This window comes from Acinetobacter sp. 18QD2AZ41W (genome assembly GCF_009829025.1).
GTDB classification, from domain to species: domain Bacteria; phylum Pseudomonadota; class Gammaproteobacteria; order Pseudomonadales; family Moraxellaceae; genus Acinetobacter; species Acinetobacter pseudolwoffii.
This window is the reverse complement of record NZ_WURP01000005.1, coordinates 192,285-208,541: the sequence shown is the minus strand read 5'-3', so window position 1 is coordinate 208,541 and position 16,257 is coordinate 192,285. Positions and strand designations below refer to the sequence as shown.

Genomic DNA, 16,257 nt, shown 5'->3' with positions numbered 1-16,257 from the left:
AAAATATAGAAATCAAAAGAGCTTAAAGGAGGATTTTAAGTATTTAAAACCAATTTTTCAAATGAGGACACGCCCTAGATCTATTGGGTTAATCAGAGATCTGATCCCTTATCTATAATTCACTCAAAAACACAAAAAATCGATTTTAGATTTGTACCTTTATTAATCAAAATCTGTTTCATGATCATCAAAATGATGACTTAAAAACGCATGCTTCACAGAAAATAAAAAAATTATGACATTTTAAGCAGCCAATAATTCAATGCCTTTAATTGACCAATTTTAATCAAGTTTTTAGAGATGAGATTCATTATGAAATTTGCTGAACTTAACCAAGTTGCTACCTCGTCATATGAGAATCAAGATCACAATTATTTTTTACTTTTCCCGAATTCCCACTTAGACTAGAGCACACTTTTGTCAGATCTGCTTTTGCCCTATGACCATTCAAGAATTAAGAAGATACCTGCGTAAAACACGTCGTCATCTTTCTAAATTTGAGCAAAGGCAAGCTGCACAAAAAGTTTTAAATCGCCTTATACGTAGCCCGCAATTTATTCATGCCAAGCACATCGGCATTTATCTGCATGCTTTTGGTGAGATTCATACCCACACCATTATTGAACGCTGCTTTAAACTGGGCAAACAGGTCTATCTGCCTGCGATTTGCGACATGAATCAACAGCTGGTCTGGATCCGAATCAGCCAGCATCAATATCGCAACAAGCGCTTTGCCTATCATCGGCTGGGAATGCGGGAGCCAATGACGACACGTGGTACTCATGTTTCTAAGCTGGATTTATTGATCATGCCGCTGCTGGCCTGTGATCATTCAGGGACACGCATTGGGATGGGTGGCGGTTTTTATGATCGAACCCTGGCTTCTGCGCCCGGGCTTCCATTCCGTCTGGGACTGGCGCATGACTTTCAACTGCTTAGCCAGTCCTTAAAACGGGAAAAATGGGACCAACCCTTGGATGCTCTTATTACCCCGACAGTTTTTTTAGCTTTCAAACGTTAATTTTTCAATTTTCCTGTTGTGAACTACTTTAAAATCACATAATTAGTCATTTTTCATACAATTTAATCTTAACGCCCCTTGTATTTTTTAAATTACCCATCACTATTAAAACATGGCAACACCGTTGTCACTCATTAGGAGTGCTCATGTCTGAAATTATTATGAATCAAGAAACCTTAGAGCCTCAGGTTCCAAGTGTACTACCCCTTTTGGCGCTGCGTGATGTGGTGGTTTATCCGCATATGCAAATTGCGCTGTTTGTCGGTCGTGAAAAATCGATCAATGCAGTTGATGTGGCTCGTAACAGTGACAATCTAGTATTTGTAGTTGCGCAAAAAGATTCGCTTACAGAAGAAATTGATCACGACAATTTATATCAATACGGTACTGTCGCGAAGATTGTGCAAGTTGTGAATCACGAAAATGATGAAAACTGTATCAAAGTCCTGATTGAAGGACTGCACCGTGCCAAACTGAAAACCATCATTGACGAAAGTGAGTATCTGACAGCAGAACATGAACTCAGCCCAATGACCGTTACGGTGGATGAAGACACTCAAGCCGTGCGCTTACAAGAATTACGTGCGCTTTTTGCTCAATATGCAGAAGCGAAACTTCGTAATGCGCGTGAACTGATCACCGCAGCCAACAAAATTGAAGACCTGTTACAGTTATTATTCTTCGTGGCGACCCGTGTTCCATTGAATATTGATGTCAAACAAAAATTCCTGGAACATGATGAATTCGAAGCGCATTTAACTGAGCTGATGACTTATCTATTGCAACAATCTGAAGAACAGCAGATTGAGCAAACCCTGCATGACTCTGTTAAACGTCAGATGGAAAAGAACCAGCGCGAATACTTCCTGAATGAAAAAATGAAAGTCATTCAGCGCGAGCTTTCTGATATGAACGGCGGCGCGGAAGATGATGTCGCTGAAATTGAAAAACGTCTTGCTGAAGCTGATTTGCCTGAGCATGTACGTAAAAAAGCAGAAGCTGAATTCCGTAAACTCAAAGCGATGCAGCCTGCTTCAAGTGAAGCTGCTGTGGTACGCAACTATCTGGAAGTGATTCTGGATACACCGTGGAATAAAGCCAGCAAAGTCAGCATTAACCTGAACAAAGCACAGGAAATTCTGGATGCAGACCACTATGGTCTGGACGATGTCAAAGATCGTATTGTGGAATATCTTGCGGTTCAGTCACGTGTGAAAAAATTGCGTGGCCCGATTCTGTGTTTAGTCGGCCCTCCGGGTGTTGGTAAAACCTCACTGGGTGAGTCGATTGCCAAAGCAACTGGTCGTGAATTTGTACGTATGGCCCTTGGTGGTGTACGTGACGAAGCCGAGATTCGTGGTCATCGTCGTACCTATATCGGTGCGATGCCAGGTAAAATCGTGCAGTCATTGACTAAAGTTGGGGTGAAAAACCCGTTGTTCCTGCTCGATGAAATCGACAAGATGGTGCAAGATTACCGTGGTGATCCGGCGTCTGCGATGCTCGAAGTCCTCGATCCATCACAGAACAACAAGTTCAGTGATCACTACCTGGATCTAGATCTGGATCTGTCTGAAGTAATGTTTATCTGTACCGCAAACAGCATGAACATTCCTGAAGCCTTGCTGGATCGTATGGAAGTGATTCGTCTTCCGGGTTATACCGAAGAAGAAAAAGTCAATATTGCAGATCGTTATCTGGTACCAAAAGCCATTAAAAATAATGGCCTGCGTGCTAAAGAGTTAACTGTGCATGAAGAAGCGATTCGTGACATCGTGCGCCGTTATACCCGTGAAGCCGGTGTACGTAGCCTTGAGCGTGAAGTATCCAAAATTGCACGTAAAGTGGTCAAAGAAGCGGTGAGCAAAAAAGCCAAAAACCTTCAAATTGAAGTGACAGCAGGCAATCTTCCAGATTACTTGGGCGCACATAAATTTGACTATGGTATGGCGGAAGAAGAAGCACAAATCGGCCGTGTCAATGGTCTGGCCTGGACTTCGGTGGGTGGCGAATTGCTGACCATTGAGGTTGCAGCCGTTCCAGGTAAAGGCAAGTTCATTACCACCGGTTCTCTTGGCGATGTCATGAAAGAATCGATTACCGCTGCCATGACTGTGGTGCGTACCCGTGCAGATGAGCTTGGCATCGAAGCGTCCCGCTTTGAAGAAACCGATGTGCACGTACATTTACCGGAAGGTGCGACACCGAAAGATGGTCCATCCGCAGGTTTGGCATTGACCACTGCATTGGTATCTGCGTTTACCGGGATTCCGATTCGTCCGGATATCGCGATGACAGGTGAAACCAGTCTGGGTGGTCGTGCGTTACGTATTGGCGGTTTGAAAGAGAAACTTCTTGCAGCCCATCGTGGTGGCATCAAGCTGGTCTTCATTCCACAGGAAAACGTACGTGATTTGGCGGAAATTCCTGAAAATGTAAAAGATGGTTTAGAGATTAAAGCCGTGAAATCGATTGATGAGATTTTACCGCTGGCCCTCATCTCTTTGCCAAAAGCCTTGGTGAAAGCACCGATTGTAAAAACCAAAGAAGAAGCGAAAGCAGCCCGTCATTAAGATGAGCTGATTTGCCAAAACCCTGCTCCGGCAGGGTTTTTTATTGTGTAAAGAAATTGATTAAGGTTGCAAGGCCATCTCTACCAGCCCATCAATCACATAGGTCATCTTTTTCAGATCCAGTTTATCCAAGGTGTCCAGCTCAGTATTATAATAAGGGTTACGATAATGCGCCGTATCGGTAATTAACATGGTCGAATAATTGAATTTGGCATAATTCAGATAACCAGAAAAATTCATATCCTGAGCAAAAGTTGGACTAATAAAACGTTGACATTCCAGACGGTTAAGACTTTGCATGGCAGTACAATAATCTCCGGTCATGCCAGTCGAGGCCAAATGACCAATCGCGGCAATAAAGTTCCCATGATCTGGATAAATCCATTTCAACCCCACCGGATAAGTCTGCACCAGATTTTCATCAAAATAGCCAATTGAATCCAGAATCACCACACCTTTCAGCTTCTGCTTTTTTTTCTTGAGCGACTTGGCATGAATATAGCTGCCCATATGTTCTGTCTTGAAAAAAGGCGGCTCTTCCAAGGTATAAAAAGCAAATTCGATCTCATGTTTGAGCTTGGATTTTTGCAAGGCCAATAATCTTGCGGTTTCCAGTAAACCTGCCACTCCCGAAGCATTATTGTCAGCACCATATCGATCACTAAAGACATCATAATGCGTGCCCATGACCATTTTGGTTTTGGCCTGAGCATTTAAATGGCAAATGACATTTCGATAGCTTAGGCTATTAACTACATAGACCTGAAACTGACAGGGAATGCCAAAACGCTGCATCTGTCCTTTAATCCATGCAGACACTCGGTTCAGTTCTTTAACATTCTTGTAATTTCGAAATTCATCGACACTCATGATCTGGCTGAAAAATAATTCCAGATGAGAAATTTGAGCGCGTGTGTTGGTATTGGCGGTACTGAGACTTGAGCCGATTAGACCGGTGACCAACAGCAGCAAAGTACAACATCCTTTTATGATGACCTTAGTCCGCATTTATTATTATCCATTCCTTTATCAAGCGGAGACTTGAACTCAGGACATTAAAGCAGCACTAAATCCTTCATTTCAATTTCAATTTGTTTCCTGACTCAACTTCGTGTTGTTTGATCGTTATAATGAAGTATCCAATTATTGATCTGTCTGTATGAAAATCCGTATCCTGACCATTGGTCAAAAAATGCCAGCATGGGTGCTGACTGGTTTTGAAGATTATTTCAAACGTATTCAGCCCTTTGTACAGACCCAGATTATTGAACTGCCCATGGCCAAGCGCGGCAAAAATGATTCTGAAGCGGATATCCTGAAATATCGAAATATTGAGGGTGACAGCATTTTAAATGCACTCAAGCAGAACGAAATTCTGATCGCGCTAGAAGTGGGTGGACGTGAGTTCAGTACCGAAAAACTGGCTGAAACCATGAAAGGCTGGATGCTGGAAGGCAATGATGTGGTACTGGCGATTGGCGGGCCAGATGGTCATTCGGAAGCAGTACGTAAAGCTGCTGCATGGCATTGGTCCCTGTCTAAGCTCACACTCCCCCATCCCATGGTTCGGGTGATGCTGATTGAACAACTGTACCGTGCAATGACCATTAACCATAATCATCCCTACCATCGTGCAGGTTAATGACGTTGCTGAAGCGTTCTGTTTATGCAACGTTTTGTTGAATAATTCCTCCTGCTTTTTTCGCTATTTTTAATGCATTATTGAGACATCTTCTAGATGTGGTTTGACTTATGAACTTACAAACGTTGCCCGGCTTATTTATTTCTCATGGCTCTCCTATGCTGGCGCTGAATCCTGAGCAAGTGGGTCCTGCCTTGCATCGTTTAAGCGAAAACCTGCCACGCCCGGAAGCGATTATTATCATGTCAGCGCACTGGGAAAGTGAGGCACTGGAAGTCAGTAGCGGTATTCGACCAGAGACCTGGCATGATTTCCGTGGTTTCCCGCCAGAGCTGTATCAATTACGCTATCCTGCACCGGGAAATCCTGAACTGGCCGAGCAGATCTTGGGTTTGCTGGCCAATGCCGGTTTTGCCGCACATGCCAATAGTACTCGTCCACGTGATCATGGCGTGTGGATGCCGCTGCTGCATATGTATCCGGATGCGGATATTCCAGTGGTTGAAATTTCCTTGCCCATGTCGATGAGTGCCGATGAAATCTATAAAATTGGTCAAAGTCTGGCACCGCTACGTGAGCAGCAAATCCTGCTGATTGGTTCAGGCAGTATCACGCATAACCTACGTGAACTGTCTTGGGATGGAACGGCGGCTGATGTACCGGTATGGGCATCAGATTTCCGCAATTTTGTCGTCCATAAACTGGCCCATAGCGATTATGATGCGATACTGGACTGGTCCAATATTCCACACATGGCGCGTAATCATCCAACACTGGAGCATTTTGCCCCGATCTTCTTTGCGATGGGGACCGGAAGCCGTTTTAGTCTGGTACATAGCAGTTTTAGCATGGGTTCTCTGGGCATGGATGTTTACCGCTTCGATTAATCTTGATTGAAAACTCAAAATTTTAACTTTTAAATTTGGATACATTTTGCAACCAAAATCTGCGATATGTATCCATATCTTTTAGAAATGCATCCGTTATCATTTCAATTCTTTGTTCTTTATTATAAATCCATGAAATTAAACTTTATTGTACTGGCATTATTACCTTTAACTTTTGCAGCCTGTCAGTCTGGTGATATTCAGCAGGCTGGAGATCGTACAGTGGCTACCCTACAACAAAAAAGTGCAAATCAGCTTCTTTCTGCCTACCACTGGCAACTAGATCGCGGGCTGGAACGGCCAATCGTGCTCAGTTTCGATGCTCAAGGCCGCCTGAGCGCCGTGACGGGCTGCAATGGACTCAGTACAAACTGGTCAGTGAAAGATAATATTATCAGCACCAGCGAAGTCATAGGAACCGAAATGGCCTGCGATACCGCACTGATGCAACAGGAACGCTTTGTCAGCCAGCTTTTACAAAAACGTGCAATTCCTTTTGCGCTCAATACCACGAACCTTGACCAGCCGACCCTAACGCTTTCCGCTGCCGATGGTCAAAAATATGAATTTACCGGGAAAATGACTCCGGAAACCAGATATCAGGGGCAAGCTGAAACAATTTTTCTGGAAATTTCCCCAGATACCAAATCATGTACCGGTGTGGCTCAGCAAAGCTGCTTGCAAGTCAAACAGGTTAAATATGATCAAAACGGTCTGAAGACCCAGGTCGATAAGGACTGGACATTATTCTATGACCAGATTGAAGGTTTTCAGCATTCACCGAATGAACGCCAGATTATTCGGCTAAAACGTTTTGAAATTAAGAACCCTGCGGCAGATCAATCTAAATATGCTTATATTTATGACATGGCAGTCGAGCGCGAAGCCGTGAAAGGTTCATTATAAAATATCTATCCATAAAAAAACCGAGGCTATGGCCTCGGTTTTTTTAAAGCGACACTCAATCAGACTTAGAATACGCCTTGAGCAAGCATTGCATCAGCCACTTTTACGAAACCTGCAATGTTGGCACCGTCTACATAGTTCACGGTACCGTCTTCTTTGGTACCGAATTTTACGCAGTTACGGTGAATTTCTTTCATGATCGCATGTAAGCGCTCATCAACTTCCTCAAAGGTCCAGCCTAAACGCAATGCATTTTGCGACATTTCCAGACCAGAAGTGGCAACACCACCTGCATTTGATGCTTTACCTGGCGCATAAAGCGTTTTCGCTTCAACGAATTTCTCTACAGCAGCCAAGGTTGAAGGCATGTTTGCACCTTCAGCGACACAGATCACGCCATTTGCGAGAAGCTTTTCAGCATCCTCCGCATCCAGTTCGTTTTGAGTCGCGCATGGCAGTGCGATATCACATGGAATACCCCAAGGACGTTGTCCTTCCAGATATTCAAAACCATGTTTAGAGGCAAATTCTGAAATACGACCCCGTTTTACGTTTTTAAGTTCCATCACTTCAGCAAGCAATGCTTCAGTGAAACCGTCTTTGACGTGAACCGTACCCGCAGAGTCAGAAAGTGAAACCACTTTCGCGCCCAGATACAACGCTTTGTCAGCAGCATATTGCGCAACGTTACCAGAACCTGAAATTGCGACAACTTTGTCTTTGAAGCTTTCGCCACGAGACTTGAGCATTTCCTCAGCGAAATACACAGTACCGTAACCCGTTGCTTCCGGACGCGCCAATGAACCACCGAAGGTTAAACCTTTACCGGTGAATACACATGCAGTGTCGTTACTTAATTTTTTCATCATGCCGGCCATATAGCCCACTTCACGACCGCCCACACCAATATCACCTGCAGGGATATCTGTGTTCGCACCCAGGTGACGATATAGCTCGATCATTAAAGCTTGGCAGAAACGCATGATTTCGCCTTCTGATTTGCCTTTAGGGTCAAAATCAGAACCGCCTTTACCACCACCCATAGGAAGTGTGGTTAAAGCATTTTTAAATGTTTGCTCAAAGCCTAAGAATTTTAGGATTGAAAGATTCACTGAAGGGTGGAAACGCATACCACCTTTAAATGGACCGATCGCTGAGTTGTATTGTACGCGGAACGCACGGTTTACCTGAGTTTGACCTTGGTCATCTACCCAAGAAACTCGGAACTGGATCGCACGTTCTGGCTCAACTAGACGTTCTAGCAAACCATGTGCTGCGTATTGTGGATTCTTTTGAATGAATGGCCACAAACTGGTCATCACTTCTTCGACAGCTTGAAGAAATTCTGGTTGGTGTGCATCACGTGATTTTACGTAATCTAGGAACTCATTAAGTGTGTTGTATTTCAACGCTTAATCCTCAGCAGAAAATGGATCAAAATTGGTCAAATTTACAATCAATGTTAAATTTTGGCGCAAAATATTAAATATCTTTTGTAACTAATCTACAATACTTTTTTTGAAAATACTTTAAAATTAATTTGATAACAAATATTTATATTGATTATGAATATTTTTTCTATGTCAGGAAATGCCAATTGAATCAAGGCTTAGATTCAGATTTATGCTTAATAATAAAGCATAACTTGACCTTTAATTGCGCACGACTTAGGAGTTTAAAAATATGTTAAAATGCATAACTCGACATATTTTGTTTCACTTACTGCAAAGCTCAGCATGAGCAGCTCTGGTTATTCATGAATTCGCCAATTTCTCTGGTCCAATCGATTGATGCTTTACTCCCTCAAACCCAATGTGGACTCTGTGGTCATCGTGACGGATGTTTACCTTATGCCCAGTCGATTGCTGAGGGTGAAAATGCCAATAAATGTGTGCCAGGCGGACAGCCTGTTGCCGATGCTTTGGCTGCATTATTAAATCGTCCTGAACTTGTGGCAGAAGAAAGTGTCTGGCCCATTCAAGCCGACGGTCGCCCGCAGCGCATCAAAGCCGTAATTCGTGAAGATGAATGTATAGGCTGTACCAAATGTATTAGCGCCTGCCCGGTCGATGCGATTATTGGCGCCGGCAAACTGATGCATACAATTCTGACCGATCTGTGTACTGGCTGCGAACTGTGCATTCCACCGTGTCCGGTTGACTGTATCGATCTGGTCGAAGACCCACAGCCTTTGCCGACTGAAGCACAGCGTATTGCTGAGCAGGACGATTTACGTCAGCGCTATTATGCGCATATCCAGCGTGAAGAAAAACGCCGTACTGACCGCAAGGGCCCAGTCGTCCGTGCAGAAATCAATACTGCCCTGTTTGCCCAGTTCTCTGCTTTAAATGAGCAGCTTCCTGTGATTGAAGTTGTGAATAAGCCGGCGAATACTCCGATTACGCTAGATTCTAAAACCACGATTGAACTGGCAAAACTACGCACCCAAATTAAAAAGCTGGAAAAACAGCTTTCGGTTCGTGAAGATGCCAGCAAACGCCTGCAACTGACAGAATTAGCTGAAAAATTACAGACCTTACAGGGATAAGTACATGACCACTGCGAGCACAAAACCTGTAAAAAACATGACCAAAAAACAGATTCAGACCTTTTTTGAACGCCTGCGTGAACAGCGCCCCAATCCGAAAACCGAGCTGAATTATGCCAATCCCTTTGAATTACTGGTCGCCGTGACTCTGTCTGCCCAAGCCACCGATGTCAGCGTGAATAAGGCCACGGACAAACTGTTTCCAGTCGCCAATACACCGGAAACGATTTATGCGCTTGGTGTGGATGGTTTAAAGGAATATATCAAGACTATTGGTTTATATAACTCAAAAGCAGTCAACGTAATTAAAGCCTGTGAGATGCTGATTCAGAAGCACAACAGCGTGGTACCGGATAATCGTGCGGATCTGGAAGCCTTGCCGGGTGTGGGACGCAAAACGGCCAATGTGGTGCTGAATACTGCCTTTGGTCAACCGACCATGGCGGTGGATACACATATTTTCCGGGTTGGTAACCGTACCGGGCTGGCTACAGGTAAAAATGTGCTTGAAGTTGAGCATCGACTGGTCAAAGTGATTCCGAAAGAATTTATCATTGATTCTCATCACTGGCTGATTTTACATGGCCGTTATTGCTGTATTGCCCGTAAACCGAAATGTCATGAATGTGTGGTCGCCGATGTGTGTAACTGGCCTGATCGTTTTGAATTTGGTGCAGCACGCGCAATTGCAGTGAAGAATATCGCTATTTCTGAATAGAATTGCAGAACTAAACTAAGACCGAAAAAAAGGTGATCAATACCTCACCTTTTCTACAATTTTCAGCATACCGCTTTTATTTAAAACTGGACTCAGCTTCCACTGAAGCATGCCGAATTATTTATTCTGATCGTGTTCAGCCTGTTCCTGTTCTTTTTTGCGCTGTTCAAGCTCCGCCTGCAATTTCGGGTGCAACTGGCGTTGTGGATGCTTGGCTGCATTTTCTGCACGTTCTTCCTGACGTACTTTATTCAGTATTTTAAAACTCATATAGAACAGACCCATCAACACTGCCAGAAATATAACCATTAATACCAACACGCCAAATTTCATAGCCATAGCACCTGTTCAAATACGCAATAAAAAAGAGCCCTAATATGACTTAGGGCTCTTCGATTGTCAAAATCATCGTTAGCCGATTATTTTGCTTGATCCAGAATCGCGAAAAGCTCAGTCTGAACCTGATCGATTGGACGCAGACCGTTTAACTTGTTGTAAGTCGGTGCATTTTCACCTGATGCTGCACGGCCCTGATAGAAGCCCACCAGTTGCTCAGTTTCAGTATGGTAAGAACCTAAACGCTTACGAATTGTCGCTTCCAGATCATCTGGACGCTGAACCAGATCTTCACCCGTTTCGTCATCTTTACCTTCCACTTTTGGCGGGTTATAAACGATGTGATACACACGGCCAGATGCCGGGTGCTGACGACGGCCAGAAAGACGTTGTACGATCTCTTCATCTGGAACATCGATTTCAATCACGTGATCGATGTTGATACCTTCGTTTTCTAAAGCTTCTGCTTGAGGAATGGTACGCGGGAAACCATCAAAAATACAGCCATTTACACAATCAGGTTGCGCAATACGCTCTTTGACCAGACCAATGATCAACTCATCAGAAACCAAACCGCCATTGTCCATGACACTTTTAGCTTGTAGACCTAATTCAGTTCCTTCACGAATTGCAGCACGGAGCATATCACCGGTTGAAATTTGTGGGATATTGTAGCGCTTACAGATCAACTGAGCTTGTGTACCTTTACCTGCTCCAGGTGGTCCGAGTAAGATAATGCGCATATATAAACATCCTCATTTAAACAATATGTATGACGCCACGACCACAATCGCCCGATTGTGTCCCCCGGCATCTCATTATAAGAAAGCCACAAACAAATGGATTAAACCCGCGACAAAACCGGTTACCCCACCCAATAAAATCAGAATCCATTCATCTTCCTGAAATGCAGGACGTAAAAGATTCTGAAACTCCTTCGGAGTCAACTCGCGTATGCGGTCTCTAAACATTTGATAGATTTTCTGTGCACGGCTCGCATTAAATGCTGGGTCGCATACAGGCACCATCGTAATTTCAATCGAGCGATCGATCAAGTCCGTCTTGAGTTTTGCATACTCTTTTGGCCCTAAAGACAGCTGTAAAGAGGTCCGAACCAGGGGTGTTTCCATAATTTCATTAATATGACGTTTGACAATGCGGCGGGTTTTGTCTTTTTTCCCGCCATACATCATCTCGGTCATGATCGATTTTAACGTAATCAGATCTTCTGTGACTACACTTGCGAAAACATCAGAGACTTCATCCTGACGTTTCATAAATGCACCTTGTATGTTATAGGTGCCAATACGCGGAATGACAGGTTTAATCCATGGAAACTTGCGACTTGTGGTACGGCTAAAGAATTGCGGGTACTTTACCGGATGCGGATAGAGCGGGTTGAATACCATCCAGATCGCAATCCAGTTAGTCAAAAAGCCCCAGATGGCAGCCCAGAACGGGACAGTCCAGTGCCAAGGCACCACGAACCAGACAATCATCTGGAAAATACCAAAGAACATGCCGATGAGTGCACTGATATGCCAAATAAAATTGATTTCTTTTTGGCCCACTTTCAGGAACATGCGCACCATTAACCGACGGTCACCTTCCATCTGGCTGACCACCATTTCACGCATATCGACAAGTGACTCGACGTTCATGGTCAGCTCGGTCACCAATTCACGCAAAATTGCCGGCATTTGTTTTTGTGCCTGTGCATAAATTCTGCGTTTGATGGCAAAAGGCAGGTTTTCCCAAAGGACTGCATTACGATCCATCATCACTTCATCAATCAGATGTTCAAGTTCAAAACCAACCTGTTCACCAATGATCCGTGCCATATCATCTGGATCCATGGCCTCTAAAAATTCGCGGATGGAACCTAGTTTAGACAAAGTGTTATCGGTAATAATGCCTGAAATACGGCCAGCTTTGCGTGGCACGATCCCCTGCCAGCCGACAGGTACAGGACCGAGATGGACACCCCAAAAATTGATCGGATAAAACACCATTTTCAGTGCCATCCAGACGTGAGCCCACGTTACAAATGCGGTCACCGGAATAATGCTGAGCACGGCCCAAAAATCCGGGCGATTCACAAAGGTTTGCCACAATTCGTTGACGTACTCAAGCATGCATAAGTTCCATATTTAATTTTTTGTTCACAGAATACACATATTTATAAGGTCAAATATTTTGTCTATAAACCGATACTTAAAGTATAGGAAAATTGTAGTCGCGGTTCAGTTTCGGCCACCACACGACCATTTCGATCTTCAAATTTCTCTCCGGCACCAATGCCGACACTAAAACTGCTGATTCGCTCTGAACTCAACAAAACATAGGCCAAATCAATTCCAGCACCTAAGCGGGCCTTGTATTCATTGTCGACGCGTTTGCTTTCAATATGACCCGCATAGCCTCCGACATAATACCCATTTTTATCCTTGCCGGTCAGATGCGCAGGATAACGAAAGCCTACTTGTCCCCCTATCGTTCGATCATCATCCAGAAAAACCCCACCTTTCACATAAGCAATCCCATAAGGATTAACCCATTCAGTATTTAAATGTACCAGCTTCCGGGTAAAACCAGCCCCAACATTAAAGGCTTTTGCCTGAGTCGCTTCTACTTTATCTGCAGTATTATTGATTTGATCATGTGCATAGGCCCCGTTCGCCCACAATGCAAACGCCAACAAAGGGTAAACCTTGTTCATTCCTTCACCATCTTCCTTAATTATAGTTTTTGGTATAGTCCTATTTTTATTCGATTTTACTGTATCAGAATTATCACAACTCTTATATACAGCACTTTACAATTTTCATGTCTGCAAAGTCAAAGCTTAAAGGAACTGATCGTAATGGCAGTTTTTCATTATCAAATCAAGTCCAGTTGCGTTAGAATATTCCACTTTGATTCTTTCCTCCTTTCCTCAGGTCTCAAGTCGATCGCGTATGAAGCAGCACTTTCCTTTAAAAAATGCACAACAAGAAAAGCGCATCTATCGTAGTCGAGTATGGATTTCTGTTGGAATCGTCATCTTTTTTATGCTGCTGCTGGTCAGCCGCTATGCTTATTTACAACTCTTTAATTTCGAGACCTTCAGTACCGCTTCTGACCAAAACCGGATTCGTCTGCAACCTCTGCCTCCAGCGCGCGGTTATATTTATGACCGTAACGGCGTATTGCTGGCCGATAACTACCCGGTTTTTACCGCAACTTTAAGCCGCGCCGATGTGCAGGATATTGACCAGACTTTGGAACGTCTGAAGCCTATTCTGGAGCTGACCGAAGAAGATATTGAACGCTTCCAAAGCCGGATCAAAACAGCACGTAGAACCGAACGGGTTTCGATCAAGCTCAACCTGAATGAAAATGATATTGCCCGTTTTAGCGAGGTCAAATATCAGTTTCCGGGCGTGAATATTGAAACCCAGATGACCCGCTATTATCCGCATGGCGACCTGTTTGCCCATGTGATTGGTTATGTGGGCCGGATTAATGACAAAGAACTCAAAGCCATTGACAAGGATCTGTATGCCGGGACCAACCTGATCGGGAAAATTGGGGTAGAAAAATCCTATGAAGAACTTCTGCATGGGGTGCCAGGAAATGAATCGGTAGAAGCGGATGCTTTTGGTAATGTGCTACGGCATTTGGGCCGTAAGGATCCGGTGCGCGGTAATGATCTGTTCTTGTCACTGGATTATGGTTTGCAGGTGGTGGCTTCAGAGCAACTGGCTGGACGCCGTGGTGCGATTGTGGCGATGAATCCGAAAACTGGGGAAATTCTGGCGCTGGTTTCCAGCCCAAGTTTCAATCCAAATCTGTTTGTGACCGGTATCAGTCATAAAGATTATAGTGATCTGCGTGATAATCTGGATCAACCTTTATACAACCGCGCCGTGCAAGGGGTTTATCCTCCTGGTTCAACCATTAAACCGATGTTTGCATTGGGCGGCCTGCATTATGGTCTGGTGGACTGGGATACCACTATTTCTGATCCGGGCTATTTCAGTCTGCCGGGCGATAGTCACCGCTTCCGTGACCATAAAAAATCCGGGCATGGCGCAGTCAACATGCACAAAGCTCAGGTCGTTTCTTGTGATACTTATTTCTATGTCATGTCCTACCGCATGGGCATTGAGAAAATGAACACCTGGATGCGTCAGTTTGGTTTTGGTGAAAAAACCGGCGTGGATTTACCAAGTGAAAGCTCAGGACTGTACCCGAACCCGGAATGGAAGATGCGTACCCGTAACGCCAAATGGTTACGAGGTGAAACTATTTCGGTGAGTATCGGTCAGGGGGCTTTCACTTCAACGCCGTTACAACTGGCCATGGCAACTGCCATTACCGCCAACCATGGCAATAAAGTCATTCCGCATGTGTTACGTGAAAGTCGCGGTGCCAAAACGTTCAAGGTACATAATGGTACCCACGGCAAAATCGATTTTAATGGTCAGGAAGAAGACTGGATCAAGATGCGTGATGCCATGGTCGACGTGATTCAATCTGGTACAGGCCGAGGCATCAAAAGTGGCTTACAATATTCCATTGCAGGTAAAACTGGTACAGCTCAGGTGAAGAGTATTGCTCAAGGCAAGCGTTATAATGAATCCTTATTGACCGACCGTCAGCTGGATCATGGCCTGTTTGTCGGTTTTGCACCTGCTGAAAATCCTGAAATTGCGATTGCGGTCATTCTGGAAAATGGTCGTGGCGGTAGTGCAGCCACTGTGCTGGCTCGTCCGATTTTTGATTACTGGTTGCTGCATAAAGATAAGAAGCCGGTACGCCCGCAAGGTCATCAGCTCAGTGGTGGTCTGATGACAGCCGGAATCAAGCCTGCTGAATTGCCAAGTGGTGCAGGCATGTTGAGTCAAGATGCAGCAACTGTAGCTCCAGCCAATATTCAGCCACCAGATCCTGCCACCAATCCATCTGCAAATGCAGCTGCTCCAGCTGTAGCGCCTCCTGCTCCCACACCGGTAGAACGAGACTAAAATGAAAAACCAACTTCGAATTATTGGGGGTGACTGGAAACGTCGTCAACTACCTTTTGCCAGCATTGAGGGTTTACGCCCGACGCCTGATCGAGTACGCGAAACCCTGTTTAACTGGCTTATGTGGGACGTACAAAATGCACAGGTTTTGGACATTTGTGCAGGATCTGGTGCCTTGGCTTTTGAAGCCTTATCGCGTGGTGCGGCCTCAGTCGTCATGATTGAACCGGATCATACTCAGGCACAATTCCTGACCCAGAATCTTGAACTATTACAAGTCACCAAAGCACGCGCCCAATTGAAAATAGCAACGGCGCAGCAAGCTTTAACCAGCCTGCAAACACAATTTGATCTGGTTTTTCTCGATCCACCGTATAGCCTGAACTTATGGGAAGAGCTGGCATTACAGGCGGATCATCTGGTGAAAAATAATGCTTATATTTATGTGGAAGCAGACCGTGATCTACAGTTGCTTAAATTACCAGCGTCATGGCGACTCATTAAAAATACCAAAGCCGGCACAGTGCGTGCAGGGCTTTATCAAAAAAGTGTTTCTTAAATAAAGTTACAATTAAGACCCATTAAAAAAGGATTCCGCGGTGGAATCCTTTTTTGTC

Annotated in this window: 15 protein-coding genes; 9 read left to right on the top strand and 6 right to left on the bottom strand. The window is 44.4% G+C overall.

Features of this window, described 5'->3' with window-relative positions:
* Window positions 1-439: 439 nt before the first annotated feature.
* Both GVV58_RS09805 and lon read left to right on the top strand, forming a co-directional pair.
* Window positions 440-1,021 carry a 5-formyltetrahydrofolate cyclo-ligase gene (locus GVV58_RS09805; RefSeq protein WP_005171883.1) on the top strand — a complete coding sequence of 194 codons (582 nt, stop codon included), beginning with the start codon at window positions 440-442 and terminating at the stop codon, window positions 1,019-1,021.
* 146 nt (window positions 1,022-1,167) lie between these two features.
* Window positions 1,168-3,594 (top strand): endopeptidase La, encoded by a 2,427-nt coding sequence (gene lon / locus GVV58_RS09800; RefSeq protein ID WP_159516447.1) that lies wholly within the window; start codon window positions 1,168-1,170, stop codon window positions 3,592-3,594.
* 60 nt (window positions 3,595-3,654) lie between these two features.
* Here the strand turns inward: lon and GVV58_RS09795 are convergent, their stop codons facing one another.
* Entirely contained in the window at window positions 3,655-4,602 is a 948-nt protein-coding gene (locus tag GVV58_RS09795) for a M28 family peptidase (RefSeq protein ID WP_159516446.1), read from the bottom strand.
* Window positions 4,603-4,753: 151 nt separating this feature from the next.
* Between GVV58_RS09795 and rlmH the strand changes: the two genes are divergently transcribed.
* The 3 genes from rlmH to GVV58_RS09780 all read left to right on the top strand — a co-directional run bounded on the left by rlmH (window position 4,754) and on the right by GVV58_RS09780 (window position 7,029).
* A complete protein-coding gene (rlmH, locus tag GVV58_RS09790) occupies window positions 4,754-5,236 on the top strand; it encodes a 23S rRNA (pseudouridine(1915)-N(3))-methyltransferase RlmH (protein ID WP_005096341.1) in 483 nt (160 codons plus the stop codon).
* Window positions 5,237-5,346: 110 nt separating this feature from the next.
* A complete protein-coding gene (locus GVV58_RS09785) occupies window positions 5,347-6,123 on the top strand; it encodes a class III extradiol ring-cleavage dioxygenase (RefSeq protein WP_005096339.1) in 777 nt (258 codons plus the stop codon).
* Window positions 6,124-6,255: 132 nt separating this feature from the next.
* Window positions 6,256-7,029 carry an META and DUF4377 domain-containing protein gene (locus tag GVV58_RS09780; protein ID WP_216070546.1) on the top strand — a complete coding sequence of 258 codons (774 nt, stop codon included), beginning with the start codon at window positions 6,256-6,258 and terminating at the stop codon, window positions 7,027-7,029.
* 65 nt (window positions 7,030-7,094) lie between these two features.
* Here GVV58_RS09780 and gdhA read toward each other — a convergent pair whose 3' ends face one another.
* Window positions 7,095-8,438, bottom strand: coding sequence for an NADP-specific glutamate dehydrogenase (gdhA, locus tag GVV58_RS09775; protein WP_005096336.1), 1,344 nt, complete (start codon window positions 8,436-8,438; stop codon window positions 7,095-7,097).
* 347 nt (window positions 8,439-8,785) lie between these two features.
* Here gdhA and GVV58_RS09770 point away from each other — a divergent pair, with 347 nt between their 5' ends.
* Together GVV58_RS09770 and nth are read left to right on the top strand one after the other, a co-directional pair.
* A complete protein-coding gene (locus tag GVV58_RS09770) occupies window positions 8,786-9,577 on the top strand; it encodes an RnfABCDGE type electron transport complex subunit B (protein WP_100328793.1) in 792 nt (263 codons plus the stop codon).
* A gap of 4 nt (window positions 9,578-9,581) precedes the next feature.
* The gene (gene nth / locus GVV58_RS09765) at window positions 9,582-10,295 is read left to right on the top strand and encodes an endonuclease III (RefSeq protein ID WP_100328794.1); all 714 of its coding nucleotides are present in this window, start codon (window positions 9,582-9,584) and stop codon (window positions 10,293-10,295) included.
* 117 nt (window positions 10,296-10,412) lie between these two features.
* Here nth and GVV58_RS09760 read toward each other — a convergent pair whose 3' ends face one another.
* The 4 genes from GVV58_RS09760 to GVV58_RS09745 all read right to left on the bottom strand — a co-directional run bounded on the left by GVV58_RS09760 (window position 10,413) and on the right by GVV58_RS09745 (window position 13,350).
* Window positions 10,413-10,628 (bottom strand): DUF3149 domain-containing protein, encoded by a 216-nt coding sequence (locus GVV58_RS09760; RefSeq protein ID WP_005096331.1) that lies wholly within the window; start codon window positions 10,626-10,628, stop codon window positions 10,413-10,415.
* An 86-nt stretch (window positions 10,629-10,714) separates the two neighbouring features.
* The gene (gene adk, locus GVV58_RS09755; protein WP_005096329.1) at window positions 10,715-11,374 is read right to left on the bottom strand and encodes an adenylate kinase; all 660 of its coding nucleotides are present in this window, start codon (window positions 11,372-11,374) and stop codon (window positions 10,715-10,717) included.
* Window positions 11,375-11,449: 75 nt separating this feature from the next.
* On the bottom strand, window positions 11,450-12,766 hold the full coding sequence (locus tag GVV58_RS09750; RefSeq protein WP_005096327.1) for a hypothetical protein: 1,317 nt from the start codon (window positions 12,764-12,766) through the stop codon (window positions 11,450-11,452).
* Window positions 12,767-12,831: 65 nt separating this feature from the next.
* Window positions 12,832-13,350, bottom strand: a complete 519-nt coding sequence (locus GVV58_RS09745) for a hypothetical protein (RefSeq protein ID WP_005096326.1) — start codon at window positions 13,348-13,350, stop codon at window positions 12,832-12,834.
* A gap of 238 nt (window positions 13,351-13,588) precedes the next feature.
* Here GVV58_RS09745 and mrdA point away from each other — a divergent pair, with 238 nt between their 5' ends.
* Window positions 13,589-15,640: a penicillin-binding protein 2 gene (gene mrdA, locus GVV58_RS09740; RefSeq protein ID WP_005171906.1), complete on the top strand. Its 2,052-nt coding sequence runs from the start codon at window positions 13,589-13,591 to the stop codon at window positions 15,638-15,640.
* A gap of 1 nt (window position 15,641) precedes the next feature.
* Window positions 15,642-16,199 carry a 16S rRNA (guanine(966)-N(2))-methyltransferase RsmD gene (gene rsmD / locus GVV58_RS09735; RefSeq protein ID WP_159516444.1) on the top strand — a complete coding sequence of 186 codons (558 nt, stop codon included), beginning with the start codon at window positions 15,642-15,644 and terminating at the stop codon, window positions 16,197-16,199.
* The last annotated feature ends 58 nt before the right edge of the window (window positions 16,200-16,257 follow it).